23 protein-coding genes are annotated in these 25,699 nt (G+C 69.9%); 11 read left to right on the top strand and 12 right to left on the bottom strand.

The window, feature by feature from the left end; translation table 11 throughout:
* Window positions 1–61: 61 nt before the first annotated feature.
* The 3 genes from ACZ6ZD_RS23360 to ACZ6ZD_RS23350 are packed head-to-tail and all read left to right on the top strand — an operon-like array spanning window position 62 to window position 5,531.
* On the top strand, window positions 62–1,765 hold the full coding sequence (locus tag ACZ6ZD_RS23360; RefSeq protein ID WP_465675416.1) for an IucA/IucC family protein: 1,704 nt from the start codon (window positions 62–64) through the stop codon (window positions 1,763–1,765).
* Window positions 1,762–2,943, top strand: coding sequence for a type III PLP-dependent enzyme (locus ACZ6ZD_RS23355; RefSeq protein WP_465675414.1), 1,182 nt, complete (start codon window positions 1,762–1,764; stop codon window positions 2,941–2,943). Before ACZ6ZD_RS23360 ends, ACZ6ZD_RS23355 begins: the two co-directional genes overlap by 4 nt.
* A 41-nt stretch (window positions 2,944–2,984) precedes the next feature.
* Complete coding sequence (locus ACZ6ZD_RS23350) at window positions 2,985–5,531, top strand: YfhO family protein (protein WP_465675412.1); 2,547 nt, start codon at window positions 2,985–2,987, stop codon at window positions 5,529–5,531.
* Window position 5,532: 1 nt separating this feature from the next.
* On the opposite strand, the gene ACZ6ZD_RS23345 is transcribed toward ACZ6ZD_RS23350, so the two are convergent.
* A complete protein-coding gene (locus ACZ6ZD_RS23345) occupies window positions 5,533–6,732 on the bottom strand; it encodes an MFS transporter (protein WP_465675410.1) in 1,200 nt (399 codons plus the stop codon).
* Between the two features lie 107 nt (window positions 6,733–6,839).
* On the bottom strand, window positions 6,840–7,229 hold the full coding sequence (locus ACZ6ZD_RS23340) for a PepSY domain-containing protein (protein ID WP_465675408.1): 390 nt from the start codon (window positions 7,227–7,229) through the stop codon (window positions 6,840–6,842).
* 115 nt (window positions 7,230–7,344) lie between these two features.
* Between ACZ6ZD_RS23340 and ACZ6ZD_RS23335 the strand changes: the two genes are divergently transcribed.
* The 3 genes from ACZ6ZD_RS23335 to ACZ6ZD_RS23325 all read left to right on the top strand — a co-directional run bounded on the left by ACZ6ZD_RS23335 (window position 7,345) and on the right by ACZ6ZD_RS23325 (window position 10,230).
* A complete protein-coding gene (locus tag ACZ6ZD_RS23335) occupies window positions 7,345–8,022 on the top strand; it encodes a response regulator (protein ID WP_465675406.1) in 678 nt (225 codons plus the stop codon).
* A 1-nt stretch (window position 8,023) separates the two neighbouring features.
* The gene (locus ACZ6ZD_RS23330) at window positions 8,024–9,490 is read left to right on the top strand and encodes a sensor histidine kinase (RefSeq protein ID WP_465675404.1); all 1,467 of its coding nucleotides are present in this window, start codon (window positions 8,024–8,026) and stop codon (window positions 9,488–9,490) included.
* Window positions 9,491–9,594: 104 nt separating this feature from the next.
* Window positions 9,595–10,230: a peptide deformylase gene (locus ACZ6ZD_RS23325; RefSeq protein WP_465675402.1), complete on the top strand. Its 636-nt coding sequence runs from the start codon at window positions 9,595–9,597 to the stop codon at window positions 10,228–10,230.
* On the opposite strand, the gene ACZ6ZD_RS23320 is transcribed toward ACZ6ZD_RS23325, so the two are convergent.
* Window positions 10,217–10,786 (bottom strand): TetR/AcrR family transcriptional regulator, encoded by a 570-nt coding sequence (locus ACZ6ZD_RS23320; RefSeq protein ID WP_465675400.1) that lies wholly within the window; start codon window positions 10,784–10,786, stop codon window positions 10,217–10,219. The genes ACZ6ZD_RS23325 and ACZ6ZD_RS23320 overlap by 14 nt on opposite strands.
* A 9-nt stretch (window positions 10,787–10,795) precedes the next feature.
* Entirely contained in the window at window positions 10,796–11,470 is a 675-nt protein-coding gene (locus tag ACZ6ZD_RS23315; RefSeq protein WP_465675395.1) for an SDR family oxidoreductase, read from the bottom strand.
* 145 nt (window positions 11,471–11,615) lie between these two features.
* Here ACZ6ZD_RS23315 and ACZ6ZD_RS23310 point away from each other — a divergent pair, with 145 nt between their 5' ends.
* A complete protein-coding gene (locus ACZ6ZD_RS23310; protein ID WP_465675393.1) occupies window positions 11,616–12,956 on the top strand; it encodes an FAD-dependent oxidoreductase in 1,341 nt (446 codons plus the stop codon).
* 466 nt (window positions 12,957–13,422) lie between these two features.
* Here ACZ6ZD_RS23310 and ACZ6ZD_RS23305 read toward each other — a convergent pair whose 3' ends face one another.
* From ACZ6ZD_RS23305 to ACZ6ZD_RS23290, 4 genes are read right to left on the bottom strand one after another with little or no spacing between them, the layout of a single operon-like run.
* Entirely contained in the window at window positions 13,423–14,049 is a 627-nt protein-coding gene (locus ACZ6ZD_RS23305; RefSeq protein ID WP_465675391.1) for a VOC family protein, read from the bottom strand.
* The gene (locus tag ACZ6ZD_RS23300; RefSeq protein ID WP_465675390.1) at window positions 14,046–14,924 is read right to left on the bottom strand and encodes an NAD(P)-dependent oxidoreductase; all 879 of its coding nucleotides are present in this window, start codon (window positions 14,922–14,924) and stop codon (window positions 14,046–14,048) included. The genes ACZ6ZD_RS23305 and ACZ6ZD_RS23300 overlap by 4 nt, the downstream gene beginning before the upstream one ends.
* Before the next feature lie 11 nt (window positions 14,925–14,935).
* Window positions 14,936–15,940 carry a DNA topoisomerase IB gene (locus tag ACZ6ZD_RS23295; protein WP_465675388.1) on the bottom strand — a complete coding sequence of 335 codons (1,005 nt, stop codon included), beginning with the start codon at window positions 15,938–15,940 and terminating at the stop codon, window positions 14,936–14,938.
* A gap of 15 nt (window positions 15,941–15,955) precedes the next feature.
* Window positions 15,956–16,426, bottom strand: coding sequence for a DUF6328 family protein (locus ACZ6ZD_RS23290; protein WP_465675386.1), 471 nt, complete (start codon window positions 16,424–16,426; stop codon window positions 15,956–15,958).
* A gap of 115 nt (window positions 16,427–16,541) precedes the next feature.
* On the opposite strand from ACZ6ZD_RS23290, the gene ACZ6ZD_RS23285 reads away from it, so the two are divergent.
* Window positions 16,542–17,411: an NAD-dependent epimerase/dehydratase family protein gene (locus ACZ6ZD_RS23285; protein WP_465675384.1), complete on the top strand. Its 870-nt coding sequence runs from the start codon at window positions 16,542–16,544 to the stop codon at window positions 17,409–17,411.
* Here ACZ6ZD_RS23285 and ACZ6ZD_RS23280 read toward each other — a convergent pair.
* Complete coding sequence (locus tag ACZ6ZD_RS23280) at window positions 17,372–18,364, bottom strand: erythromycin esterase family protein (protein WP_465675382.1); 993 nt, start codon at window positions 18,362–18,364, stop codon at window positions 17,372–17,374. The two genes, ACZ6ZD_RS23285 and ACZ6ZD_RS23280, sit on opposite strands and share 40 nt — an antisense overlap.
* An 89-nt stretch (window positions 18,365–18,453) precedes the next feature.
* Here ACZ6ZD_RS23280 and ACZ6ZD_RS23275 point away from each other — a divergent pair, with 89 nt between their 5' ends.
* A complete protein-coding gene (locus tag ACZ6ZD_RS23275) occupies window positions 18,454–20,367 on the top strand; it encodes a protein-arginine deiminase family protein (protein ID WP_465675380.1) in 1,914 nt (637 codons plus the stop codon).
* Window positions 20,368–20,418: 51 nt separating this feature from the next.
* Here ACZ6ZD_RS23275 and ACZ6ZD_RS23270 read toward each other — a convergent pair whose 3' ends face one another.
* Both ACZ6ZD_RS23270 and ACZ6ZD_RS23265 read right to left on the bottom strand, forming a co-directional pair.
* Complete coding sequence (locus ACZ6ZD_RS23270; protein WP_465675378.1) at window positions 20,419–21,219, bottom strand: matrixin family metalloprotease; 801 nt, start codon at window positions 21,217–21,219, stop codon at window positions 20,419–20,421.
* A 154-nt stretch (window positions 21,220–21,373) separates the two neighbouring features.
* Window positions 21,374–22,315, bottom strand: coding sequence for a S8/S53 family peptidase (locus ACZ6ZD_RS23265; RefSeq protein WP_465675376.1), 942 nt, complete (start codon window positions 22,313–22,315; stop codon window positions 21,374–21,376).
* 221 nt (window positions 22,316–22,536) lie between these two features.
* On the opposite strand from ACZ6ZD_RS23265, the gene ACZ6ZD_RS23260 reads away from it, so the two are divergent.
* Together ACZ6ZD_RS23260 and ACZ6ZD_RS23255 are read left to right on the top strand one after the other, a co-directional pair.
* Window positions 22,537–24,150, top strand: coding sequence for an RICIN domain-containing protein (locus ACZ6ZD_RS23260; protein ID WP_465675374.1), 1,614 nt, complete (start codon window positions 22,537–22,539; stop codon window positions 24,148–24,150).
* 144 nt (window positions 24,151–24,294) lie between these two features.
* Window positions 24,295–25,053 (top strand): carbonic anhydrase family protein, encoded by a 759-nt coding sequence (locus ACZ6ZD_RS23255; RefSeq protein ID WP_465675372.1) that lies wholly within the window; start codon window positions 24,295–24,297, stop codon window positions 25,051–25,053.
* A 37-nt stretch (window positions 25,054–25,090) separates the two neighbouring features.
* Here ACZ6ZD_RS23255 and ACZ6ZD_RS23250 read toward each other — a convergent pair whose 3' ends face one another.
* Entirely contained in the window at window positions 25,091–25,684 is a 594-nt protein-coding gene (locus ACZ6ZD_RS23250; protein ID WP_465675370.1) for a TetR/AcrR family transcriptional regulator, read from the bottom strand.
* Window positions 25,685–25,699 lie beyond the last annotated feature (15 nt).

Raw genomic sequence — 25,699 nt, 5'->3', positions numbered from 1 at the left:
TTGGTCACAGTCGTTTCCGCCACGTTGCTCATTTCGTCCCCGTACGACCTCGGAGATACATATGTCAGTAGTGCAGTTCCTTCCCCCGACTGCAACCACACTGCCCAGCGGTAACCACGTCGTGGCCCACACCCTGCTCAACTGCCTCCTGCGGGAGGTGTCCGGTCCGGAGCACCAGAGCGCGGTTGACGGGGGCTGGCTGCTGCTCCAGCTGCCGCGGGCCGGCGTCGTACTGCGCGTCGCGCTGCGGCGGACGGCGCTAATCGGCGCCCACCGATTCACCGGCCCGGTCTACGCGGAGAGCGGCGCCGACTGGGATGAGCTGACCTGGCACGAGCTGGCCGACCATGTCGGCCGAGAGCTCGCGCTGCGCAGCGGCATCGAGAACGACGAGTTCCTGGCCCAGATCGAGTCCAGCCACGAGGGCGTCACCCGGGCGCTCGGGCGGACCCGTGACGCCGGTCCGGACCGGTTCCTGGAGTCAGAGCAAGCCATGCTGTTCGGCCACCGGTTCCACCCGGCTCCGAAGGCCCGGACCGAGGACCGCGACGAATGGACGGCGTACGCACCGGAGGCGCGCGCTGCGTTCCAGCTGCGGCACCTTGCGGTCCGCGACGGGCTGCTCGCTGAGGAGAGCCTCGACCCGGAGGTGACGGCGCTGCTCGACGGCTTGCGCGAGGTCCCGGCCGGCTACCGGTTGCTGCCCGCGCACCCGTGGCAGTACTCGATGCTGCGCGACAACCCGCTGTTCCAGGCCGCGCTGGAGCGCGGTGACGTGCTGGACCTCGGTGTCAGCGGTACGCCGTTCACCCCGACCTCCTCGGTGCGGACGCTCGCTGGCGCGGATGCGTTCCTCAAGTTCAGTCTGAACATCCGGATCACCAACTGCCTGCGGAAGAACGCCGCGTACGAGATGACCGGCGCGGTCGCGCTCACTCGGCTGCTGGCGCCGGTGCTCGACGACCTGTCGGCGCGCTTCCCGGGCACCGTCGTCCTGCGCGAGCCGGCGTACCGGACGCTGGCGTTGCCGGGAGCAGACGGGTCCACCGACCTCGCCGTGTACGAAGGGTTTGGTCTGATCGTCCGCACTGGGCTCAGCGACGTACTGCGGCCCGGTGTGACGCCGTTGATGGCCGCTGCGGTTGCGGACGAGTATCCGACCAGCTCAGCGCACATCTCGACGCTCCTGGCGGACGCCGACGACACCCGGATCCTGGAGTGGTGGACGGCGTACCTGCGGCTGCTCGTTCCGCCCGTGCTGGCGGCGTACCTCGACCACGGCGTCGTGCTGGAGCCGCATCTGCAGAACGTGCTGATCGGCGTCGACGGCGCGGACAACCCGGTTCAGGTGCTGTTCCGCGACCTGGAGGGTACGAAGCTTGTCGACGAGCGGCACGCTGCGACTCTGGCGAGTCTGCCGGCCGATGTCGCCGGGCCGATGACGTACGACGCGCAGCGCGGCTGGGACCGGGTTGTGTACTGCCTGTTCGTCAACCACATCTCCGATCTGCTTGCTGCGGTCGCCGACCTGAGCCCGGAGCTCGAAGTCCGGCTGTGGGCTGAGGTGCGGGCGGTGGTGACGGAGTACGCCGAGCAGCACGGGGAGCCGCCGTTGCTGAGCGCGCTGCTGGCCGGTGTGCCGCTGCCGGCCAAGGCGAACATGCTGACCCGCTGGGGCCGGCTGCCGGACCGAAGTGCCGGCTACGTCCGGTTGCCGTCACCGATTGCCGAGTCTGTGCTGGCTGCGGCCGCGGTCCAGCAGTGACGGTCGAAGAGTTCGCTGCTGCGCTAGCGGCGGACCAGCTACCGGCGTACGTGTACGACCTGGCGGCGCTGCGCACGCACGCGGCGGCGGTGCGGGCAGCCCTGCCGGACGGTGTCGAGCTGTACTACGCAGCCAAGGCGAACCCGGACAGCGCCGTCCTGGAAACGCTGCAGGATGCAGTTGACGGTTATGAGGTGTCGAGCGCGGGGGAGCTGGCCCACGTGCGCGAGGTGGTCCCGGACGCGCGCCTGGCGTTCGGGGGCCCTGGAAAGACCCCTGCTGAGGTCAGAGCCGGTGTAGCGGCCGGTGTGCATCGCTGGCACGTCGAAAGCGTGCAAGAGCTCTACCACTTGAACAACGAGCTGGCTGCGGCACGTCGACAGCAGGACGTGCTGCTGCGCGTCAACGTGCCAGTCAGTCAGGGCTCGCTCGACTCGGTCGCGCTGGCGATGGGCGGTCGGCCAAGCCCGTTCGGAGTAGACCCGGCAGATCTCGAGCGCTGTCTGATGCTGCTGGCCGGACCGGTCGGCTGGGAGATGCGCTTCCGCGGCATCCATGCTCACCTCGGCAGCGGCCTGAGTGTGGCCGCGCAGCTCGCGGTGTGCGAGCAGATCGTCGAGTGGTCCGTTGCGCACGCGAATCGGTACGGGCTGCAGGTCAGCGAAGTGAACGTGGGCGGCGGGATGGCGGTCGACTACTCCGACCCGGCCAACCTGTTCGACTGGGTCGAGTTCGGCGCTGGGCTCGGAAAGCTGCTAGAGCGGCATCCGGGGCTGCGGTTGCGGATCGAGCCCGGACGCGCGCTGACGGCGTACTGCGGGTACTACGTGACCGACGTCCTCGACGTGAAGACCAGCCAAGGGGAGGCGTTCGCCGTCGTCCGCGGTGGGACGCATCACCTGCGGACACCGGCGACGAAGGGCCACAGCCAGCCGTTCACCGTCGTACCAGTGGAGTACTGGCCGTACACCTGGGAGCTGCCGCGGTCGGTCGCGCACGGCCGAATTTCGGTGACAGGGCAACTATGTACGCCGAAGGACGTGCTGGCCGCCGACGTACCGGTGGAGCGGTTGCGGGTCGGGGACCGGCTCGCTTTCGCGATGGCCGGGGCGTATGCGTGGAACATCTCGCATCACGACTTCCTGATGCATCCGCGGCCGTCATTCCACTACCTGTAAGGTGCGCACGGCGTATTCGGAGTCGAGTAAGGGATGGCAAGATGGCGGCAGCCGCGTGGCGGCGGCTCGGCTGGCCGGTGGTGGCGGCGCTCGCCGCGGCGGCCAGCTATCTGGTTGGCGGGATGCTGCGGGGGAGCTACCCGTTCGGGCCGCACGCTCGCAGCGTGCTCGATCTCGGTCAGCAGTTCGTCCCGATGCACGCGCACCTGCGCGATGTGCTCACCGGGCAAGGGCCGAGCGACTTCCTGTTCAACTGGAACAGCGGGTACGGCGTCCCGTATCTCGGCGACTTCATGGCGTACAACGGCGCCCTGTTGTCGTGGATGGTCGTGCTGTTCCCCCGCGACCAGATCGACCTTGCGCTGTACGTGATCTCGGCCACCGCGATCGCGGCCGGGGCGGCTGCGATGACGGCGTACCTGCGGCTGTTGCGGCCAACCGGCGCGGCCTGGCAGGCGGCGCTGGCCGGCGTCGCCTACGCGACCTGCGGCTGGGCGCTCGACGACGGCGGCTACATGACCACCTGGCTCTACGGCATGGTCGCGTTCCCGGTGATCCTGTTGCTGTGCGAGTGGATCTGGCAGCGGCGCTCGCTCGTGGCGATGGCCGTCACGCCGTTCGTCATCGCCCTGTTCTGGTACTCGCACTTCTACACGGTCTACATGGCCACCCTCGGCGCCGCGATCGTCGTCATCACCAGGGTGTTCGCCGATCCGGATGCTGGTGGCTGGTTGCGCCGGCTCGGTGGCGCGGTGCGCTGCCTGGCGGTGGTTGCGATCGGCATCGGTCTGTCCGCGCCCCTGCTGATCCCGACCTTCCAGTCGGTCGGGTACGCCCGGCCGAGCCCGGATGAGACGTTCCATCCGATCGGCTGGTTGTACTTCTTCGGCCGGTTGCTGGCCGGATCCGAGGGCGTCGGGAAGACGCCCGGGCTCGCGGTCGGCACGGTGTTGTTGCTGCTGGCACTGAGTTTTCCGTTCAACCGCAGGATCGCCCTGCGGGAGCGGATCGGCTGGTCGGTCGCGATCCTGATCACGATGGCGAGTCTGCAGATCCGCGTCACCCATGAGATCTGGCACGGATTCGACGCCCCGAACGGCAACCCGTTCCGGCAGGCGTTCGTCCTGGCCGGGATGTTCGTGATCGCCGGCTGGATGTCGCTGGCCGCGGGTGTGCGCAGTGTGGTGACGGTCGCGATTCCCGTCGTCCTGGTCGGCGCTTTGTACGGCGTGGCCAACGACACCTGGATGGCGACGACGGTGACGCGGATCGCCGTCCCGATCGTGCTGCTGGTGGCGGTCCTGGTGTGGGCGGTTTGGCGCTGGGTGCCGGCGCGGCTGGCAGTCCGGATCGCGGCCGGGGTGCTGATCGCGGTGATGCTGGCCGAGACGGCGTTCTCGGCGTACGCGATCGACCAGCAGCGCGGCGAGCGGTACAGCGCGAGCCCGCCGTGGGGGCCGAAGCAGGAGCAGACGCGGGAGCTGGTCGAGTCGGCTGCGGGCTGGCCGAAGCAGCGGGTGTCGCCGGGCGCGTTCAGCACGGTCAACGACCCGATGCTGATCGGGGGCGAGGGGCCGGAGTACTACAGCTCGACCATCCCGGACGAGTTGTCGCAGGAGCTGATCAACCTCGGCTTCGGGTACTGGGCGTTCGGACGCGCGATCGTCGACCCGGGGAACCCGGTGGTCGATGCGGTCTTCTCCGTCGGTGCCCGCGTCGTACCGGACGGGCGTGGCGGGTACCGGCTGGTGCGGAGCGCGGCGGCGCCGCTGGTGACCGTACGGCCGATGCGACCGGTGTCGTCGACGACGTCCGGTCCGTTCGGGTTCCAGGAGAACGCGCTCGGTGCGAGTGTCTACTCGATACCCGAGCTGCGCGCGCGGGTCGACGTCCCCGGTTCGGTGTTCGTGAGCGACCGGCGTCCGGGGCTGCTGACCATCAAACTGACGGACGGCGCGCCGTCGCCGTCGCAGTTCCGGCTGATCGCGCGGTGCAAGCCGGGGGACGAGGTCTACCTTTACGGGCCCGAGTTCAGTGGTGCCGCGATGGTCGACGGGACGCGTTGGAAAGCCTTCCTGTCCGGGGTGGCCAAGCGGCCGGGCGTCTACACCGGCGGCACGATCCGCCGCGTCGGCAAGGCCGACCGGGCCGGTCTGGTCGACGTCAGGCTGCGGGTGAACGAGTCGACCCAGCTGCCGGCCGAGGCGCTCGCCTGTCTCGACCGCCCCCAGCTACGAGCTGCCGTGGCCGCGCTAAAGGCGACCGAGCCTCCGATCGTCCACGTCGGCGGCCACTCGATCGACGTCGAACTCAAACCCGGCACGCGCGGCCAGGTGGTGATGGGCGTCGTCCGGACGCCGGGCTGGCGCTGCCAGGTCGACGACCAGCCGCCGCGCAAACCCACGCAGCTAGCCGGTCTGCTCGCAGTCGGCATCAACCGCACCGACTCAAAGGTCTCCTGCACCTACCGACCCGCAGGCCTTCCCCTGGGCCTGGCTGTCGGCGCCGGATCCCTAGGCCTCCTCCTGACCCTGCTGGCTGCGCTAGCCGTCGCCCGCCGCTGGCGGAAGTCAGCGAGCAGCGGCTGACTCAGGTGGGGCGGACGCGGATGCTGAGGACGACGAAGCCGACGATGGCCAGGGCGGTGAGGGCGGCGGGGACGAAGAAGACCTGGGGGAGGCCGATCGCGGCGACGCCGAGGCCGCCGATGGCGCCGCCGATCGCGGAGCCGATGGGGATGGCGCCGAGGAAGACGCCGGAGGCGGTGCCGACGCCTTCGGGGTAGAGGTCCTGGGCGATCGAGACGCCGATGGCGCCGACGCAGGCCCACAGGCCGGCGGTCAGGATCTGGCCGAGGAAGAGCATGCCGACGCCGGTGCTGGTGGCGTACGCGAGGTTGCCGGCCAGGCCGAGGACGGCGCCGCCGGTCATCACGGGCAGGCCGCCGTACCGGTCGGCGAGGCGGGCGACGGCGGGGAGCATCAGTAGCTCGATCAGGGGCTGGATGCCGATCACGGCGCCGCGGACGGAGTCCGAGATGTGCAGGTCGTCGGCCATGTAGATCGGCAGGTAGCCGAACTTGATCGTGTCGCCGGTCATGGCCAGGACACAGACCGCGGTGAAGGCGAGCAGCGGGAGCATGCGGGTCAGCTCGCGGCGGTCGTGTGGGCGCAGGTCGTGGGCCGGGTTCTGGTAGCGCTCGATGCGCATCCGGCCGAACGGGATGATCTGCGCGAACACGCAGACGGCGGTGGCGACCAGGAGCGCGCGGAGGCCGAAGACGCCGCCGAACCAGGCGCCGAGGACCGGGCCGAGCATCCAGCCGACCGTGAACGCCATCCGGACGGCGGCGACCACGCGATTGTCGACCTTGGTCGGATGGCGGCTGAGCTCGTCGCGGCACGCCGCGAACAGCTGGGCCATCGCCCCGCCGCCGATACTCAGCACGACCGTGCTGATCACGAACGGCTGCCAGACGGCGTTCGACGCGGCCATCCCGAGCCACCCGAGCGTGCCGACCACCGCGCAGATCCGGAGCCACAGCAACCGGTCAGCCCCGCGATCGGACAACCGCCCAAGCAAATACCCCGCAACCGGCGACGCCAAGTTCGTCACGTAGTAAAGCCCAGCCACCGGCAGCGGCGTCCCAAGCTCGCGAACCATGTAAAGCGTCAGCTGCGGCGTAGCCGCCGACATCCCGATCCCAGCGATCAGCAACGAGACGAACGCCGCCCGGTAGAACGGCGACCGGACGACGACCTGCAGCGCGGACTCGGGCCGGTCGAACACTTGGCAAACGATATCCGCCCGCAGACAGGACTGCCCGGTCGTCTCAAACCCGGACGAGCCGGCCGCGGGAAGGCGGCCGGCTCGTCCAGGAGGGGGTTCAGAAAGGATCAGTTGTCGTCGTGGTCGTCACCACGGTCGTCGTCGTGGTCGTCGGTACGGTCGGTCCGGCTGTCGTCGGAGTGCGTGTCCGCGCGGTTGCTGAGCAGCTTGCCGTTCGGGTCGTAGCTCAGCTCGCGCCAGCCGCCGTTCGCGTGGACGTCGAGCTCCCACTTGTTGTCGTCCCAGTCGACGTCGGTGACGACGCCGCCGGGGACGTCCTTGAGCGCCTGCTCGACGGCCTTGGCGGCGGTCAGGGAGCCGGTCGGGACGGCGTTGGCCGCGGTGGCGGTGGTCCCGGTGGCCGGACGGTCGTCGTCGGAGTGGACGGCGTACGCCGTGGCGACACCCCCGGCGGTGAGAGCGGCGGCGGCGGTGAGAGTCAGAACCAGGCGTTTCATCGAACTGCCTTTCGGTCGGGGATCAACTGCAACGACCACCACCCTGCCGACCCACCCTGAAGCGGTCCTGAAGCAACCTGAAGCGGGCTTCAGGTGGGTCTGGCAGGCTGGGGGCATGCGGTTGCTGATCGTCGAGGACGAGAAACGGCTGGCCACCTCGCTGGCGAAGGGGCTGGCCGCCGAGGGTTTCGTGGTGGACGTCGCGTACGACGGCCTGACCGGGCTCGACCGCGCGCTCGGCGGCGGTTACGACCTGATCCTGCTCGACATCATGCTCCCCGGCCGGAACGGCTACCGCGTCTGCGCCGACCTGCGCGCCGCCGGTGACGAGACCCCGATCCTGATGCTGACCGCGAAGGACGGCGAGTTCGACGAGGCCGAAGGCCTGGACACCGGCGCCGACGACTACCTGACCAAACCGTTCTCGTACGTCGTCCTGCTGGCCCGGATCCGCGCGCTGCTCCGCCGCCGTACCCGCGGCGCCGCGCCCGCCATCGAGCTCGGCGACCTGCGCGTCGACCCGGCCGCGCGCCGGGTCTTCCGCGGCGACGACGAGATCGAGCTGACCGCGAAGGAGTACGCCGTCCTCGAGCACCTGGCGACCAACGCCGGTCAGGTGGTCTCCAAACTGCAGATCCTCGACCAGGTCTGGGACGCCGCCTACGACGGCGACCCGAACATCATCGAGGTCTACGTGAGCGCCCTGCGCCGCAAACTCGACACGCCCTTCGGCCGGAAGGCGATCACCACCGTTCGCGGCGCCGGCTACCGCCTCGCCCGGGACGGCGGCTGACATGCGCGGATCCGTCCGGACCAGGACGACGGTCGCCGCGACGGCCGTGGTTGCGATCGCGCTGGTGATCGCGGGCCTGGCCGTCGTCCTCCTGCTCCGCTCGAACCTGGCCAGCCAGGCCCAGCTCCAGGCCGAGCTGACCGCGCGGCAGCTCGCGTCCCAGCTGGCCGCCGGGGCCGCGCCCGCCGCTCTCGACCTGGACGACGAACAGCGCCCGGTTCGGATCACCGATGCCAACGGCAACGTTCTCGCCGCCACCGACGGGCTGTCCGCGGTCGACGGCGCGGCCGTGCCGAAACCGACCGTCAAACCGACGCCGAAACCCACGCCGACCCCGACCGCGACGCCCGACGATGACGACTCCGACGACGACCGCGACGGGGACGACAACGACGGCCGGGGCGACGACGTCCCCACACCGCCGCCCGGCCGGGTGGCCGACGGCGACGCGTCGTACTCGACCGGCCACGCGACCGTCGACGGCCGCACCGCCGAGTTCCGCTTCGCCGCGGTCAAGGTGACCCGGCCGAACAACGGCGGCGAGGCAACGGTCCAGGCCGGCGCCGAGCTGGCCACCGCGCGGGACGCGGTCGACACCGTCAGCCGCGCGTTACTGATCGGCCTCCCACTGCTGCTCGTGGTCGTTGCCGCGGTCACCTATTTCGTCACCCGCCGCGCGCTCGCACCGGTCGAGGCGATCCGCGCCGAGCTGGCCGGGATCACCGCGGCCCGTGACCTGAGTCGTCGCGTCCCGGTGCCGGAGTCGCGGGACGAGGTCGCCCGCCTGGCCCGGACGACGAACGACACGCTCACGGCCCTGGAGACGTCGGTGGCCCGCCAGCGCGGTTTCGTCGCCGACGCCTCGCACGAGCTTCGCAGCCCGATCGCCTCCCTGCGCACGCAGCTCGAGGTGGCCGCCGCCCACCCCGAGCTGCTCGAGCTCGACGAGCTGATCGCCGACACCGTCCGCCTGCAGCACCTCGCGGCCGACTTGTTGCTCTTGGCCCGTTTGGACGCCGGCGATCATCCCGAGCCGCAGCGGATCGCCCTCGCCGATCTCGTCCGGGAGCAGGCCGCCGGGCGCGACGTCCGCCTCGACGTCCAGGACGAACCTGTTGTGCTGGGCAACAAAGCACGGCTGTCCCGGGTCTTCGGCAACCTACTCGACAACGCGCAGCGGCATGCCCGGCAGGAGATTCGGGTCGTCGTCCGAAGCATTGGCGGGCGGGCCATGGTCAGTGTGCAGGACGACGGGCCGGGTGTGCCCGAGCCGGATCGGGAGCGGATCTTCGAGCGGTTCGTCCGGCTCGACGACGCGCGCAGTCGCGACGAGGGCGGCGCCGGCCTCGGCCTGGCGATCGCGCGCGACCTGGCGCAGTCCCATGACGGCACGCTGACCGTGTCGACCGCGCCGGCCGGGGGCGCGTCCTTCGATCTGGAGCTGCCGATGGCGCCCGGACAGGGTTGAATACCTGCATGGCAATCACCCGGCGTACCTTGCTGACCGGTGCAGCGGCGGCGGTGCCGCTCGCAGCCTCCGCCCCCACTGCCTCAGGAGTTGGCCCGCACACCATGAGCAACGTCAAGGACCTGATCGAGGAGCTCGTCGAGAAGTACGCCGGGGACGGCGTCGCGCCGATCGTCTCCCTCGGTGACCCGGTGCTCCGGCAGGACGCCGAGCCGTTCGACGGCCAGGTGGACGACGCAGTCCTCGCCGAGTTCGTCGCGCTGATGCGGCGGACGATGGCGAAGGCGCCGGGTGTCGGCGTGGCCGCGCCGCAGATCGGCGTCCCGGTGCGGATCGCCGTCCTGGAGGACCAGTTCCCGGTGCCGCCGGAGATCGTCGAGGCGCGGCACCGCTACCCGCTGGAGTTCTTCGCGGCGATCAACCCGGTCTACCGGGCGGCGAGCGGCAAGCGGCGCGGGTTCTACGAGGGCTGTCTCAGCATGCCCGGCTACACCGGTGTCGTGAACCGCTACTTCAGCGTGCACGCGACCTACCTCGACCCGGCCGGCCGCAAGCACCGCAAGACCTTCGACGGCTGGCAGGCCCGGATCGTCCAGCACGAGACCGACCACCTGAGCGGCATCGTCTACGTCGACAAACTCGAGACCCGTTCGCTCTGCACGAGTGCGAACTACTCGGCCAACTGGGCCGACCCGGTCCCGACCCGGGCCGCCAAGGCGCTGCGGTTCAAGCTGGACTGACCGAGAGCGCGTCGAGCACGGTCGCGAGGATCTCCTCCGACAGCGGGGTGCCGCTGGTCGCCCGGGCCAGCGTCACCGCGCCGACGAGCGTCGCCAGATCGGCGATCGCCCGCCGACGGGTGTCCGTCCCCGGTTCGAAGGCGCGGAACGCTTCGACCGTCTTGTCGACGCCCTCGACGTACGCCGTCCGGATCGGGCTGTCGGGCCCGGCGTGGATCGAGTCGTCGGCCAGCGACGTACAGGCACAGCCCTGGCCGGGGTCGTCGCGATGCTCGGCTGACAGGTACTCCTGCAGCACCTGGGCGCGCCCGTCCGGCGCGGCGATCGCGTCGGCCAACCGGACCAGCACCTCGTCGAACGCCTCCGTCGCCGCGATCCCGAGCAACTCGTCCTTCGACCCGAAGTGTTTGTAGAAGCCGCCGTGCGTCAGCCCGACCTCGGACATCACGTCCTGCACGCTGATCCCGGCGCCGCCGCGCTCCCGCAGCAGCCGCGAGGTCGCGTGGACGACGTCCGCCCGGTGCTGCGCCATCTCGGCCTTCGACGCCCGGCCCATACCTGCCTCCTACTTGAAGATGCTGTCGCGGATGCCGCGGGTGAAGTCGTCGACGACGATCTCGGCGTCACCGGCGGCGATCCCGTCGAGAGCGTACTTGGCGACGGCGGCCGGATCGGTCTTCTGGTCGGCGGGGACGTAGTCGGCCATGTCGGTGTCCATGTAGCCGACGTGCAGCGAGCTGACCTCGATCCCGCGCGGCTTGAGCTCGGCGTGGACGCCGCGGGTCATCGCCCACTCGGCCGCCTTGGCGACGCTGTAGGCGGCGTACGACTCCAGGTTGTGCACCCAGGACAGGACCGACGCGACGTTGTGGATCGCGCCGCCGCCGTTGGCCTCGATGACCGGGGCGAACGCGCGGGTGAGCAGCAGCGGGCCGACCAGGTGGGTGTCGAGCTCCAGCTTGATGGCGTCCCAGTCGCCCGCGACCAGCGCGGTGTGGGTGGAGACGCCGGCGTTGTTGATCAGCAGGGTCGCGTCGCTCGCCGTCCGGGCCGCCTGCTCGATGGACGCCGGGTCGGTGACGTCGAGTCGCAGCGGGACGACGCCGGGCAGGTCGACGCTGTCGGGACGGCGGGCGCCGGCGTACACCTTGGCGCCGCGCTCGACCAGCTGGCGGGCCAGCTCACGACCCAGGCCTCGGTTACTCCCTGTCACGACCGCGATCGCTCCGTTGAACTCCATCGGGTACTCCTTCGTCGAAAAGATGATGCTCATAATCTAACACGCCTGAACGAGAGATCACTCACGTCCATTCCGTGGTCTTCGGCGGGGGAGGGGTGATTGCGCTCGGTAAAGTAAGGGTTACCTAAGCATTGGAGCGTTTGTTGTGAAGGATCTGCATGTTGCGGTGGTCGGCGCCGGCCCGGCCGGGATGTACGCCGCGGACATTCTGACCAAGGAGCACCCCACGGTGCGGGTCGATCTGATCGAGCGGCTGCCGGCGCCGTTCGGGCTGGTGCGGTACGGCGTCGCGCCGGACCACCCGCGGATCAAGGAGATCATCAAGGCGCTGCACCGGGTGCTCGCCCACGAGCGGATCCGGTTCGTCGGGAACGTCTCGTACGGCGAGGACCTGAAACTCGACGACCTGCGCCGGCACTACGACGCGGTGATCTTCGCGACCGGCGCGATCACCGACCGGGCGCTCGACATCCCCGGGGTCGACCTGCCGGGTAACCACGGCGCCGCGGACTTCGTCAGCTGGTACGCCGGGCATCCCGACGTCCCGCGGGAGTGGCCGCTGGAGGCGAAGTCGGTGGCGGTGATCGGCGCCGGGAACGTCGCGCTGGACGTCGCGCGGATGCTGGCCAAGCCGGCCGACGAGCAGCTGACGACCGAGATCGCCGACAACGTCTACCAGGGCCTGAAACTCAACCAGGCCACGGATATCCACGTCTTCGCGCGGCGCGGGCCGGCGCAGATCAAGTTCACCCCGATGGAGTTGCGCGAGCTGTCGCACTCGCCGTCGGTCGACGTGATCGTGCACCCCGAGGGGTTCGAGATCGACGAGGCGAGTCAGGCCGCGATCACGAAGTCCAAGAGCACGCGGCTGGTCGTCGACACGCTGCTCAAGCACCTCGAGGCCGAGCCGACCGGCGCGCCGCACCGGATCCACATCCACCTCTGCCAGGCGCCGGTCGAGGTCCTCGGCACGGACCGCGTCGAGGGGCTGCGCACCGAGCGCACCCAGCTCCAGGGCGACGGGAACGCGAAGGGCACCGGCGAGTACGTCGACACGCCCGTCCAGGCCGTCTACCGGGCCGTCGGCTACCTGTCGACGCACCTGCCCGGCCTGCCGTTCGACCACCAGGCCGGCGTCATCACCAACGACCGCGGCCGCGTCCTCGACCTGGACGGCGTCCCCCTCGAAGGGATGTACGTCACCGGCTGGATCAAGCGCGGCCCGATCGGCCTCATCGGTCACACCAAGTCCGACGCCGCCGAGACCATCGCCAGCCTGCTGGCCGACCTCGACACCCTCCCGCGCCCCGAGGTCACCGACCCCGACGCCATCCTCAACCACCTCACCGCCAACGGCGCCGTCGTCGTCGACGCCGAAGCCTGGTCCCGCCTCGACGCCCACGAGATCGCCCTCGGCGCCACCCAGAACCGCGAGCGCATCAAGGTCGTCCCGCGCGAAGACATGCTCCGCGCCGCCACCCCCTGACCACCCCGCAGTGGCCGACCCGGGGCGGGTCGGCCAGCCGGTCGCGCAGGGGCGACCAGCAGGCGCCGGGCGCAGCAGGACAGGCCGGGGGCGGCCCATCCCGCCCGCCCGGCGCCACCCCCACCCCACCCACCCACCGCCCCGGCCCCAGCCGCGCCGCACGCCTCGCCCGACCACCCAACCCTCGCCCGGTGCGAGGCCTCCGAACACTCCATCTCCGGCGCCGGCCAGGTGAGCAGCGCCGGAGCGTCCGCCGGTTGTGGGCGAGGTGGGCAAGCCCGGGCGCGAGGTTGGCCGGGTGAGCTGGCCGGTCGGTGCGCTCGGTGGCAGCTGTGTCGTACGGCATGCTGGACCACTCGAAGCCTCACCCAGTGACAGGCCTCCGTGCACTTCATCTCCGGCGCTGGATGGGTGAGTTGTGCCGGAGTGTTCGCCGGTTGTGGGTAGGTGGCGCCCGGGGGAGGGGTTATTCGGGGAGGGGGTGGCCGGATTGTTCGGCGGTCATGTAGGTGGCGTACCAGGTGGGCCAGGCGTCGTCGTACAGGCCGCCGTGGCGTTTCTCGTGTTCGCCGTGGGCGGTGGCGGCGCGTTGGAGGGCGGCGCGGAGGTCTTCGGGGGAGGTGTAGGTGAGGGTGGGGGTGGTTCGGTTGGGGAGTCGGGTGGTGACTTCTTGGAGGAGCCAGGTGTTGTGGTCGGGGTCGGTGAAGGCGGCGAAGGAGCCGTAGCTGCCGCCGTCGGGGTCGCGGCCGGGGGCGCGATCGGCCTTACCTGGTTGGAATTGGGCGCCGGGCGCGGCCGGGTGGAAGACGTCGCCGACCTGGACGCCGAGTGCCGTCAGCTCCTTGACGGCCGCGTCGATATCGGGGACGACGAGGTACAGACCTTGGCCGCTGCCGGGCTCGGCCGTCGTGATGCGGGTGCCGAACTGGACGGACGCCGGTGATCCCGGCGGCGTGAACTGGACGACGCGGAACCCGTTCTCGAACGCGAAGTCGGCGTCCAGCCGCCAACCCAGTCCGGTGTAGAACTCCTTCGACCGATCGACGTCGGCGACGGGAATGACGACAGCCTCGAGTTTGAGGTCGGTACTCATGTTTCCTCCACTGGTCGTACCGATTGGAACGAGGCGGCGCGCTCGAGATATTCCATCCCGAGCAGCTCGCCGTCCACCGCCCCGAACGCCGCCAGCGCCGCCGCGTGCACTCCCGCGGTCACCTCCGCCATCTCCGCCGGTACGCCGTGCGCTCGCGCGAACGCGGTCAGCGAATCCAGCTCCTCGACGATCCGGTCGAGCCCGAACGTCGCCATCCGATCCCCAGCCAGATAAGCCGGGACGACGTCCCGCACGAACTCGGACGACGCCGGACTCGCGCCCAGCAACCGCTGCAACTCGGCCGCCGGTAACCCACCGGCCCGCCCCAGCGCCAAAACCTCGCCCAAGGCAACAACCTGGTTGAACCACAACAAGTTGATCAGCAGTTTCGCCAGATACCCGGTCCCATGCCCGCCCGTGTGCTCGACCCGCTCCGCAAGCACCGCCAGCACCGGCCGAGCCCGCTCCAAGCCCGCGGCCGAACCTCCGGCGTACACGGTCAGCCTCCCGTCCGCGGCCGCCTCCGGCCCACCCCCGATCGGCGTCTCCAAGTACTCCACCCCGGACGCCGAAGCCGCCTCAGCCAACTCGGCCCCCAGTTCCGGCGCCGCACTCGTCAGATCCAGCCAAAGCCCGCCACGCCGAACCCCATCCAGCAACCCGCCCGCGACCGCCGCCCGCAACTCCGGACTCCCCGGCAACACCGTCACCAGGACGTCGACCTCCGCCGGCCGCCCCCACTCGGCCCCCAACCCCCGAGCCGCGAGCTCAAGCTCCGCCCGCACATCAAACGCCGTCACCGCGAATCCAGCACCCACCAACCGCTGCACCACCGGCATCCCGATCCGGCCGACCCCAACCACGCCGATCTCCATCCGGCAATTATTCAACCGCCCAGCAGTCGGCTCACCGACCGCTCGAGCGTGATCCGCACAGCCGCGTCGTCCAGATCGTCACCGACCCGCCCGACGGCCGACGCGACCGTCCGTCCCTGCTCGTACTGCGCGATCACCCGCGGATCGACGTACGACGTCCGCGCCACCGCCGGGGTGTTCCCCAGATGATCCGAAACCTCGTCCAGCATCGCTTTGACTGCCGCGTTCAGCTCCTGCTTCGTCCGCGGCGGCTCGGCCTCGGCAAGGTTGACCGCGGCAACGACCGTCGCCGTCCAGGTGCGCAGATCCTTGACCGTGTAGTCCCCGCCGACCAGCTCCTGGAACCGCTCGTTCACCAGCTCCGCGTCGATCTCGTGATACCCGTCTCGATCCCGGTACACGAGCAGCCGCGGCCCGCCGTGCCGGCCGCGTTTCAGGGACCGGACGGCGGCCGCCAGCCGATCGTCGTCGAGCTCGATCGTCCGGTCCTGCCCGCCCTTCGCGACGAAGTCGAAGACCACCCGCCCACGGCTGACGCGGACGTCGTCCCGTAGCAAGGTCGCCGCACCCCGGCTGCCGTTCTCCTCGGCATACCGCGTGTTCCCGCTCCGGAAGACGCCGTAGTCGAGCATCCGCAATGCGACCGCCAACACCCGCCGCTGATCAAGCCCGCGCCGCCGCAGATCAGCGTCGACCGCCTCCCGAAACGCCGGCAGCTTCCGCGCCAACTGCCGGACCCGGTCGTGCTTGTCCGCATCCTGCGTCGTCCGCCAGTCGTCGTGGTACAGGTACTGCCGCCGCCCGGCCTCATCCGTCCCCAGCGCCTGAATATGCCCGTTCGGCCACGGGCAGATCCACACGTCCTGCCAAGCCGGCGGAATCGCCAGTGTCTTGATCCGCTCGACCGTGCCGGCGTCCTTGATCGCCTTGCCGTCGGCGTCCAGATAGCTGAACCCCCTGCCGTGCCCCCGCCGGGTGTACCCGGGTCGGTCGGGGTGGCTCTGCCGAAGTCGCATGCCACCCCGGTACCCCTACCGATGCCGGTGTCGGACCCAGGCCGGCAGGACGACCCAGAACAGCAGGAACCAGGCGAAGACGATCGCCACGATCGTGATCGCGAGCGGACGCCGCAGGACGACGTCCAGCGCGATCAGGACGCCGCCGCAGACGGCCAGCACCAGGAACGCCAGCCCGGCGCGGGCGAGGCGGTCGGCGAAGGTGACCAGATGGTCGCGCAGGCCTTGTTTGTAGAGCATTCGGTGGAAGGCGACCGGCGCCAGGAAGAGCGCGACGGCGAGGCTGCTGGCGATCAGCGTCCCGGCGTACACGTCGTGGGTGAATTCGTCGGCCTCGTGGAACTTGCTCTGGAACGCGATCCCGAGCAGGAACGCGAAGAGGATCTGCGTTCCGGTCTGCGCCAGCCGCAGCTCCTGCAGCAGCTCGTTCCAATGCCGGTCCAGCTGTTCGCCGCGGTCCTCAGCGCGGCTGTACGGCTCATCCATCAGGGCCCCTCCCATGGCGGTCTGCCGACAGAGTACCCAGCTGCACGCCTGTGATGGGACCAAGTCCCGTCAAGTGTTACTGTGATGGGACTGAGTCTCATCACTGGAGGATGACATGCGAGTTCTGGTCACCGGTGCCGGTGGGCACCTGGGGTCGGCGATCGTGCCGGAGTTGCTGGCGAACGGGCATGACGTCGTCGGCCTGGTCCGCTCCGAGCGGTCGGCGGCGGTGGTGCGCGCGACGGGCGCCGTGGTACGCCGAGGCGACGTCAATCAGCTCGATCCGGCCGTGGTGGCTGAGGTGGACGCCGTCATCCACCTCGCCTATGACCACGAGGCCATGCTGGCCGGCGAGTACGCCGCCGCGGCGACGGCCGATCTGGCCGTGGTCCGGGCCTTCGGCGACGCCCTGGCCGGCAGCGGCAAGACGTTCATCGGTATCGGGCTCGGGGCGGTGGCGCAGCATCCGCGAGCCGCCGTCGCCGACGAGATCCTGACCTTCGCCGACCGCGGCATCCGGCCGCTGCTGATCGCCGTCCCCCAGGTCGTGCACAGCGAACTCGATCGCGGCGGTTTCGTCCCGACCCTGATCAGCATCGCCCGCGCGACCGGCATCTCCGGATACGTCGGCGAGACCCGCTGGCCCGCGGTCCACACCCTGGACGTCGCCCGCCTCTACCGGCTCGCCTTGGAGAAGGCGCCGAGCGGCGCGCAACTCTCCGCCGCGGCCGACGAGGGGGTCGCCGTCCGCGATATCGCGGCGGTGATCGGACGCCGCCTCGGCGTACCGACCGTCTCGATCCCGCCCGCCGACGCCGCCCGGCACTTCGGCGCTTTCGCGCCCCTGCTCAGCTTCGACAACCCGACCTCGAGTACGGCGACGCAGGAGCTGCTCGGCTGGAAACCCGAACATCCCGACCTGTTGACCGACCTCGAATCAGACCACTACTTCGGCAGCGGCCGGGACGGCGACGACGTCGGGTAGTACACAAGCGCGTCGTACGCCGTCGCCAGTCGCGTGATGTTGAAACTGAGGATCGGCCAGCGAGGTGAGTCTGCTCCGAAGCCGCCGACCCATCGCTGCTCACCCAGCCAGCGCGCCGCGTCTGGGGGAGCGTTCCGCAGGTCGAGAAGGTGCGATGTGCGGAGCGCTCGGCCCAGTGCGGCTTCGGCTGACCAGGGAACCGGTCGGCCGCGGTGGATGACGTCAGGCTCGCCGATCAAGGTCGGCTCGCTCCGGAACGCTCGCAGTGAGCCGCGGCCGAACAGTAGGCCGACGGCGTAGTAGGTCGTGCCGAGCTTCTCGCGCAGGACCTGCCCGGTTGTCGGTGCGCCGGGCAGGAACGGCTCCATGCCGACGTGGCCGTTGTGCGCCCAGATGACGACCTTGTCGTTCGCGGCTGCCTCGAGAGCCGCCTCCGCCATCCATCGATCCCGAACCGCCCAGAACGAATCGGCGGCCGCCTCCTCGGTCCGCGGGGTGTCTGGCAGTTCGCCCATCGCCTCGGCGCCCTGCGGATCAATGCCGACGAATCGGACCCGCTCGCCCGCCGGGCAGCTCTGGTTGTACGAGCGCATCCATTCGACCAGTGCGAGTACCTCCTCGGTTCGCCACGGCCAGGATGCCAATCCGGTCAGCGCGGCGACGGGGTCGACCGCCTCACCCTGGACGTATGCGTCCACCGCCGGTGCGGCCACGGACGGCGCTTCGAGTGCGAAGACGCGGAAGCCCGCTCGCTCGACCAGGTAGCGGACCGCCAGCGCCTTGAACTGGAAGAACTCCCGGGTCCCGTGGGTCGCCTCGCCGAGGCCGACGACGCGGACGTCGGTCAGCGCCGCCGCCCAGCGGTCGAGCGCCGGCTCCCAGCCGGTGTAGCCGCCGAGATCGGGGAGCTCGATCGCCGTGGCCCGCATCCAGTCCCGCACTGTCCGCTTCATGACAAGATAATACACTCGTGTCAAATACGCGGACGAAGTACGGACCGCAGGCGGACAAGTTCCTGACAAGTCGTCGTCACGATGACCGCATGCTTGCTCGCAGATTGTTGCTTCTGACCACCTCCGGAGCCCTGCTGATCGGCGCTCCGCTGACCGCGGGCGCGACCGGACCGACGTCCCCCGCGCTCCGGGCGGACGCGTCCCACGGACTCTTCCTGGCCAATATCGACGACGACGCCGGCGTCTGCCGCGCGCCGGCCCGGAAGCTCGCTGCGGCTGCCGTCGATCGGGAGGCCGCCAACGACACCGCGTTCTACAAGCGCAAGAAGGAGCTCGACCAGCTCCCCGACAAGGAGGAGGCCGAGCGGCTGTACCAAGAGCTCGTCCGCTCGCATCAGAAGGACCAGAACAAGGCCGACCGGCAGCTCGCCGCCTGTAACGACGCCGCCGACACCGTCGTGAACGGCGACCGGGACGCACTCGACCTGGCCCGGATCCGCACGCTGCCATGGCCGACCGCGCCGAAGTCGGCGTCCGGCTCGCTCAGCGTCTCGCAGCCGGATCGCGTGCACCTGTTCGTCAAACGCGCCAAGTGGGAGCTCGTCACGCCGAAGACCCGGCTGTCGGCCGACGAGCTCCGCAAGGGGATCGAGCTGGGGATCGAGGGCCGTGACATCATCCGGGACGCCGCCGTCTGGGACGGGTCGGTCGACGTGACGCTGAAGATCGGCGGCGCGACGAGCAAGGTGACCATGCGCGAGGCGCCGGTGCTGACCCAGCTGAACACGCAGCGCCTGCAGCAGGTGATCACCGGGCAGCCTGGCGACACCGATGCCGAAGGCAAGCAATGGCGCGCCGACGCGGCGGCGACGATCAAGAAGGCCGGCGTCCCCGGCGGTCTGCGGCAGCTCGACCTCAGCGGCGACCAGTGGGCGCAGGACATCTTCGAACCGGCGTACACCTCGATTCCCGGCCCGGGCGGTCAGCCGCAAGGGCTGCAGGTCCTGATCGGGTCGGCGAACGACGATCGCCGGGTCGCGTCGCGGGTCATGTTCACCGAGCTGGCCGGTCCGGACGTCGCCGGCGTCCACGTCGGGCATGTCCCGGTGCCGACCGAGAACAACAGCTACGACTCGATGGGCAACCTGGAGACGATTCCGTCGACGCCGCAGTACCCGAACGGCCGGATCGTGATCGGCGGCGACGGGTTCGCGCCCGGGAAGACCGGGCCGGCGCCGGAGATGCTGACGCTGCTGAAGTCGCAGGGCAAACAGGACCCGATCTCGCTCGACACCTCGTGGCTGACCATCGGGCATGTCGACGAGTTCATCCACTTCGTCCCGGCGCCGGGGAGCCGGCTCGGCTGGCGCGCGGTGGTCGCTGATCCGACGGCCGGTCTCAAGATCCTCGACAAGGTCAGCAAGGGTGGGCACGGCGGTCAGAAGCTGCACGGCAATCTGCCGCCGCTGGAGTGGCCGTACGACGAGCGCATCGACCAGCGCACCACGAACGAGTTCCTCGCCGACAAGCAGTTCGTGAAGACCAACGAGCGGGCCGCGGCCAGCATCAAGGCGAACCTGGACGTACTGCGCCAGAAGGCCGGGGTGACCGAGGCCGACCTGGTCCGCATCCCCGCGCTCTACACCTATCGTTCGCTGGACTGGGGGATGGCCGAGACCGCGATCCGCAACATGCCCGACGGCCCCGAGAAGGAGCAGAAGATCGTCGAGCTGAACGCGATGACGGACGCCGTCGCCGAGGTTCCGGGGACCGTGAACGGCCTGGTCCTGAACGCCGGGGACTACATCGCGCCGAAGCCTTTCGGACCCGTTGTCAACGGCAAGGATCTGTTCGCCGAGGCGATCGACAAAGCCTTTGCCAAGATCAACTATCAGGTCACCTACGTCAACGACCTGACCAGCACCCACGTCTCCGAGGGTGAGATCCACTGCGCCACCAACACCTTGCGCGATTCCCTCGCCAACCGCTGGTGGACCAAGTAGGACTCGGGCCGTGCTGCCGGTGATGGGCCGGCAGCACGGCGTCCAGGTGGCTTACGTGCCGGGCTTGGGGTAGAGCCGGTTGAGGACCTGGAAGTCGTCGTTGGAGGGATGCGTGTTCCAGCCCGGGCCGACGGTTCCACTCTTCAGGCAGCTGTTGGTGGACGAGTTGTGGTCGAGGCCGAGCGCGTGACCCAGCTCGTGACAGGTGGTCTTGGCGCGCTGTGTCGCGTTGGTGAGCAGGCGCGTGTTGAGCTCGACCTTTGCCGGGCCGGACGGCGCGTTCGGGGCCCAGGTGGTCAGGCCGTACCAGGAGGCGGAGCTGTTCACCGCGTAGACGTGGACGCAGTGCCGGCCGCCGCCAGGACAACCCTGGGTGTGCCAGCGGTAGTACGAGTCGATACCCGGCGACTGGTACCAGTCACCGACTGCGGCTTGCACCGGGTAACCAGCGGGCGTGTGGTCCAGGAAGTAGACCTGCGGATCGTTGAACTGGTTGTACGCCCAGGCGTGGCTGCACCACGCGGCCGCCGTACCGACGAACGGCGCGCAGGCCAAGATCTGCGCCGGCGCCAGCTGCTGACCAGCCGGCACGATGCCCTGCACTCCCTGGGCGCGTAGCTCGGCGCGCAACTTCTCCGCCGGGCCGGCCGGCTCGTAACGGGTGACACTTTGGACGGCGCCCAGCGCGTTCCGCTCGATGACGACGACCTCGTCGTCCACCACAGTCGGCGCCGGAGCCTTGTCGGCCACCGGGGCGGCGCCGGCGGCGACGCCCCACGGTGATATCCCGGCGGCGACGGCGAACAGGGCTGCCGCCGCGGTCACCACGACCTTTCGTCTGACAGTACTCACGTGCGTTCCTCTCTCGGGGCGGAAACCGGTCCGGAGACCGGCGAGTGACCCCATGACAGCGCACGCGCGGCGTCCCGCCTAGGCGGTAACACCGGCAGCTCGCGAAGCTGCCGGTGTCCCCTTGTTCACCACGAAGAATTGACCGGAACGACGGTTATTTACTGAACAGAATCAAGTTGGGCGTCCCGACGTTGTCGGCGGCCAGCCGGCCGCTGGTCGCGGTGTCCCGCAGCTCCTGCTGAACCAGGGCCGGTCGCGCGGTCGGCGTCTGCTCGAGGATCTTGGCGGCAGCGCCGGCCGTCGGGCCGACCTGGCCGCCGTTGGCGATCCCCCACGGGTTCTCGTCGCTACCGCCGCCGATGGCGGTGGTGCCGTCCGGCGCGGCGAGGTCGACGCAGGTGCCGCGATGCGAACCGAAGGCCAGCTGCTCCTTGCCGCCGCTGAACCTGGTCAGGTCGAGCCGGGTCACGGTGATTGCCTCGGAGACGCGACCGGGCGAGAAGTTGCACGCGTTCCCACCGAGATCGCTGGCGTCGCCACCGGCGTCGACGACCCAGCTGATACCTGCCTGGGACGACTCCCGCAGTGCGTTGTCGAGCGCGGCGTCCGCGGGCAGTTCGTAGGGCAGGACGCCGACGGCCGGCTTCACCGCGTTGGCGGTGACCCACTTGATCGCGGCCGTGGCCTGTGCCGCGGTCGGCGCCTGGTTACACGCGAACGCCCGCACCGACACGATGTTCGCGCCCTTGGCGACGCCGTACTTGTTGCCGGCCACCAGCCCGGCAACCCCGGTCCCGATCGTCGTGCAGCCACTCGTCGAGGGGCCGCCGACCAGGTCGGCGCCCAGGCTCGCCCGGCCGCCGAAGTCCGTGTGCGTGACGCTCACGCCCGGGCTGACGACGTACGCGCGGACGCCGGCGCCGGTCAGCGTCCAGCTGTAGCTCTTGTCCAGCGGACGATCCCGCTGGTCGATCCGATCGAGCCCGCCGCTCGGGTTCGGCTGCGTGCCGCCGGCCGCCTGGGCCGGAAGCTGGCCGCCCACCACCAGCGCCGCGCCGGCCAGTACGGCGCCCCAACGGGTCAATGATCTCGTCATGTGATCGACTCCGATCCTCAGGTCCCGGACGGTGTGCCCGGGGCCCCAGATCGTGGCGCAGCCCGGTCCGGGCCGACAATCGTTTGAACCAGCGTCAAACCGCTGAACCGAACGCCGCCCTGTTACGTTTCCCGTGCCGCTTCGAGCAGTTCGACGATGTCGTCCCGGCGCGACAGGCCGACGAAAGCGCGGTAACAGGGGGCGTGCGCCACGCTGACAGAATGAAACGTTTCCTTCTGGCAACAGTCATCGGCCTCGCGCTGATCGCCGGTACCCAACCGGCCTCCGCGCAGCCGACCGCCCCGGCTGGCCAGGCCGCCCCGACCGCTACAGGCACGTTGTTGCAGCCGGCCGGCGCCAGTCTCTATCCGCGCGCGATCCGCCTGCAGCACAACGGCGCGGCCAACGGCCGGATCCTCGCGAGTGTCGTGTCGTTCCGCGGCGCCGCCAACGGCGTCGGCGTGATCCACGAGAGTACGAACGACGGCGCGAGTTTCGCCGAGGTCGGCGCGGTCGCCGATCCGGAGGCCGCGAACAACCAGGGCCTCTGCTGCGGCACGCTGTTCGAACTGCCCCGGCAGATCGGCGCGCTGCCGGCCGGCACGCTGCTGTGGTCCGCTTCGGTTGGCGCCAACGACCGTCCGATGGCGCTGCGGATCTGGCGCAGTAACGACCTCGGTCGCAGCTGGAGCTACCTGTCGAACTGCGCGGTCGCGCCGAACACGAAAGGGCTGTGGGAGCCCGAGTTCTCGGTAGCGGCCGACGGTCGGCTGGTCTGCCACTACGCCGACGAGACGGACGGCGTCCACAGTCAGAAGCTGATGGAGGTCCGCAGTAGCGACGGCGTGAGCTGGACAGACCGGGTGCCGACCGTCCAGAGCACGAACGGCGGCCATCGGCCCGGGATGCCCGTCGTCCGCCAGCTCAGCCCGAGCCTTTACGTGATGGTCTACGAGATCTGCGGGCTCGGCGGCCAGTACGACTGCGTCGTCCACAAACGGACGTCGGGCGACGGCTGGAACTGGGGACCGCCGAGCGATCTCGGGACGCGCCCGCAAACCATCGACGGCAAGTACTTCGCCCACGCACCCACCGTCGCCGTGGCCGGCGGGAAACTGTTGCTGATCGGCCAGATCCTGCGCAACAGCAACGGATCAGTTGCCGTCGACAACGGTCGGACCATCTTGGCCAACACCGAGAGCTCGTTCGGCCCCTGGTACGAGCTGGAGTCGCCCGTCCACGTCCCAAACCCCTACAACCACTACTGCCCGAACTACAGCTCCTCCCTCGTCCCCTCCGCCGACGCGACCCGCGTCCTCCAACTGGCCACCGACTTCAGCAACAACGACTGCCAAACCTTCTTCGCCACCGGCTCCGCGATCGGGACCGGGACGGACGCCGGGGTCGTCGGCGGAGCGACGTACCGGCTGCTCAGCGCGCAGAGCACGCACTGCATGGACGTCGCCGCCGACTCGCGCGAGTACGGCGGGCGGATCCAGCAGTGGTACTGCAACGGGTTGGGGCCGCAGAACTTCCAGTTCACCGCGGAGGGCAACGGCTTCTACCGGCTGAAAGGCCAGAACAGCCAGTTGTGCGTCGAAGTCACGAAGAACTCGTTCGAGCCGGGCGCCAAGATCCAGCAGTACGCCTGTCAGGACGGCGGCTGGCAACGGTGGCGGTTCGTCAACGTCGGCCGCAACCACTACAAGATCGTCGGCCAGAACTCCGGGCTGTGCCTCGACGTGGCCGGCGGCTCCACGGCCGCCGGCGCCGACCTGCAGATCTGGCACTGCAACAACCTCCAGCCGCAGGTCTGGAAACTGGAGCGGCGGTGACCTGACGGACGGGTTCGGGGTGCCCGAGCGGGTCGTTCGGGCACCCCTTTGTTCGGGGCGTGAAGGAAGAGGCACATACTGCTGGAGGTGACCGGATGAGGCCGGTCATCGGTGTTACTTCCGCCTAGCGTTCGGAGTACTTGCATGTCCGGTTTGACCCGGCGTTCCGTCCTGCTCGCAGTGCCTGCCGCTGCTGCCGCCCTCGCTGCCCCGTCGGTCATGACGAGGGCGACCGCGGCCGTCGCGCACCAGAGTCCGATCAACATCCACCGGGGGAGCGCTGTGCTCAGCCCGGGGTTGCCGGCGCTGCACGTGCACTACCCGCGGTCCATCGATCTGGAGATTCGCTACGAGAGCAAGGACGGCGGCCAGCCCGGTGGGTGCGAGACCCGCACCGCCGAGGAGACGGTGCTCGCCGAGATCCCGAAGGGCGCGGCCTGGGTGACGCTCGGCGGCGTCCGGTACGACCTCGCCAACTTCCATTTCCACACCCGGTCCGAGCACCGGTTCGACGGGCACCAGTTCCCGCTCGAGCAGCACTTCGTTCACCTCGGCCCGAACGGCGAGCGGCTGGTGATCGGCCTGTTCATCACCACCGGCGGCCACGGCGGCACGCTGCAGGACCAGGCGCTGGCCACCGTCCCGGACGAGTGCGGCGAGGACATCGCGCTGCACGGCGCCAACCTGGCCGGTGCGCTCCCGGCCGACCTGTCCACCTATCGGTACGACGGCTCGCTCACGACGACGCCGTTCTCCGAGCCGGTCTCCTGGCTGATGCTCAGCCACATCCGCGAGATCACGACCAGCTCACTGGCGCACTTCCAGGCCCGCTTCCCGAACGGCGACAGCCGCGCGCTGCAGCCGCTGAACGGCCGGACCGTCCGCTACCGCCCGCAGCACTGACGTGATCCTAGGCTCCGGCGCGGAACCGTGTCGGAGCCTAGGAGCGGGCGAATCCGGTCAGCAACGTGTTCACTCCGAGCCGGAACCGGCGGGTTTCAGCCTGCCGCGAGCCGCCCAACCGCTGCGCGACCTCAGCCCTGGCGAGCCCCTCGACCAGCGTGCAGAACAACAGCGCGATGTCGGCCGGATCGCCGCGCAACTGCCCGGCGTCCACAGCTACGCGAGCCTGCCGCACGAAGATCGCTCGGACCTCCGCCGCGGCCGGCTCCTCGTCCCGCGCCGGATCGAAGTCCGCGAACGGGCGGGCGAACATCACCTCGGCCAGCGCCGGATTGCCCACGATGAACTGCCGAAAGCCCTCCGCCAGGCCGCGCAGCCCCGCCAGCTCATCCGCGGCCGGCGGTAACGCCGCCAACTCCGCGCCCAACTGCCGGAAGCCCGCGAAGAAGACGTCCCGGACGATCCCGGCCTTGTCCCCGAACACCTCGTAGACGGCCGGTACCGAAGCGCCCGCCCGGCCCGCCACCGCCCGCGTGGTCAGCCCGGCCACACCCTCCGCCGCCAGGATCGCCAGCGCACCCGACAACGCCCGCTCACGCAGTGCCGCAGTCCGCTGTTTCACCCTGGGCATCCGCGTAACCCTCTC

Source organism: Kribbella sp. NPDC104218, from assembly GCF_055584105.1.
Note: the sequence above shows the minus strand (reverse complement) of the source record. Positions and strands in the feature narration are given on the sequence as shown.

What these genes read in the sequence shown, in the direction of transcription:
- ACZ6ZD_RS23315 (WP_465675395.1), bottom strand. Translation starts at nt 11,470, where the DNA reads ATGGAGTTCAACGGAGCGATCGCGGTCGTGACAGGGAGTAACCGAGGC.
- ACZ6ZD_RS23305 (WP_465675391.1), bottom strand. Translation starts at nt 14,049, where the DNA reads ATGAGTACCGACCTCAAACTCGAGGCTGTCGTCATTCCCGTCGCCGAC.
- ACZ6ZD_RS23285 (WP_465675384.1), top strand. Translation starts at nt 16,542, where the DNA reads ATGCGAGTTCTGGTCACCGGTGCCGGTGGGCACCTGGGGTCGGCGATC.
- ACZ6ZD_RS23295 (WP_465675388.1), bottom strand. Translation starts at nt 15,940, where the DNA reads ATGCGACTTCGGCAGAGCCACCCCGACCGACCCGGGTACACCCGGCGG.
- ACZ6ZD_RS23320 (WP_465675400.1), bottom strand. Translation starts at nt 10,786, where the DNA reads ATGGGCCGGGCGTCGAAGGCCGAGATGGCGCAGCACCGGGCGGACGTC.
- ACZ6ZD_RS23275 (WP_465675380.1), top strand. Translation starts at nt 18,454, where the DNA reads ATGCTTGCTCGCAGATTGTTGCTTCTGACCACCTCCGGAGCCCTGCTG.
- ACZ6ZD_RS23290 (WP_465675386.1), bottom strand. Translation starts at nt 16,426, where the DNA reads ATGGATGAGCCGTACAGCCGCGCTGAGGACCGCGGCGAACAGCTGGAC.
- ACZ6ZD_RS23300 (WP_465675390.1), bottom strand. Translation starts at nt 14,924, where the DNA reads ATGGAGATCGGCGTGGTTGGGGTCGGCCGGATCGGGATGCCGGTGGTG.
- ACZ6ZD_RS23265 (WP_465675376.1), bottom strand. Translation starts at nt 22,315, where the DNA reads ATGACGAGATCATTGACCCGTTGGGGCGCCGTACTGGCCGGCGCGGCG.
- ACZ6ZD_RS23350 (WP_465675412.1), top strand. Translation starts at nt 2,985, where the DNA reads ATGGCGGCAGCCGCGTGGCGGCGGCTCGGCTGGCCGGTGGTGGCGGCG.
- ACZ6ZD_RS23260 (WP_465675374.1), top strand. Translation starts at nt 22,537, where the DNA reads ATGAAACGTTTCCTTCTGGCAACAGTCATCGGCCTCGCGCTGATCGCC.
- ACZ6ZD_RS23330 (WP_465675404.1), top strand. Translation starts at nt 8,024, where the DNA reads ATGCGCGGATCCGTCCGGACCAGGACGACGGTCGCCGCGACGGCCGTG.
- ACZ6ZD_RS23335 (WP_465675406.1), top strand. Translation starts at nt 7,345, where the DNA reads ATGCGGTTGCTGATCGTCGAGGACGAGAAACGGCTGGCCACCTCGCTG.
- ACZ6ZD_RS23255 (WP_465675372.1), top strand. Translation starts at nt 24,295, where the DNA reads ATGTCCGGTTTGACCCGGCGTTCCGTCCTGCTCGCAGTGCCTGCCGCT.
- ACZ6ZD_RS23325 (WP_465675402.1), top strand. Translation starts at nt 9,595, where the DNA reads ATGAGCAACGTCAAGGACCTGATCGAGGAGCTCGTCGAGAAGTACGCC.
- ACZ6ZD_RS23360 (WP_465675416.1), top strand. Translation starts at nt 62, where the DNA reads ATGTCAGTAGTGCAGTTCCTTCCCCCGACTGCAACCACACTGCCCAGC.
- ACZ6ZD_RS23250 (WP_465675370.1), bottom strand. Translation starts at nt 25,684, where the DNA reads ATGCCCAGGGTGAAACAGCGGACTGCGGCACTGCGTGAGCGGGCGTTG.
- ACZ6ZD_RS23340 (WP_465675408.1), bottom strand. Translation starts at nt 7,229, where the DNA reads ATGAAACGCCTGGTTCTGACTCTCACCGCCGCCGCCGCTCTCACCGCC.
- ACZ6ZD_RS23280 (WP_465675382.1), bottom strand. Translation starts at nt 18,364, where the DNA reads ATGAAGCGGACAGTGCGGGACTGGATGCGGGCCACGGCGATCGAGCTC.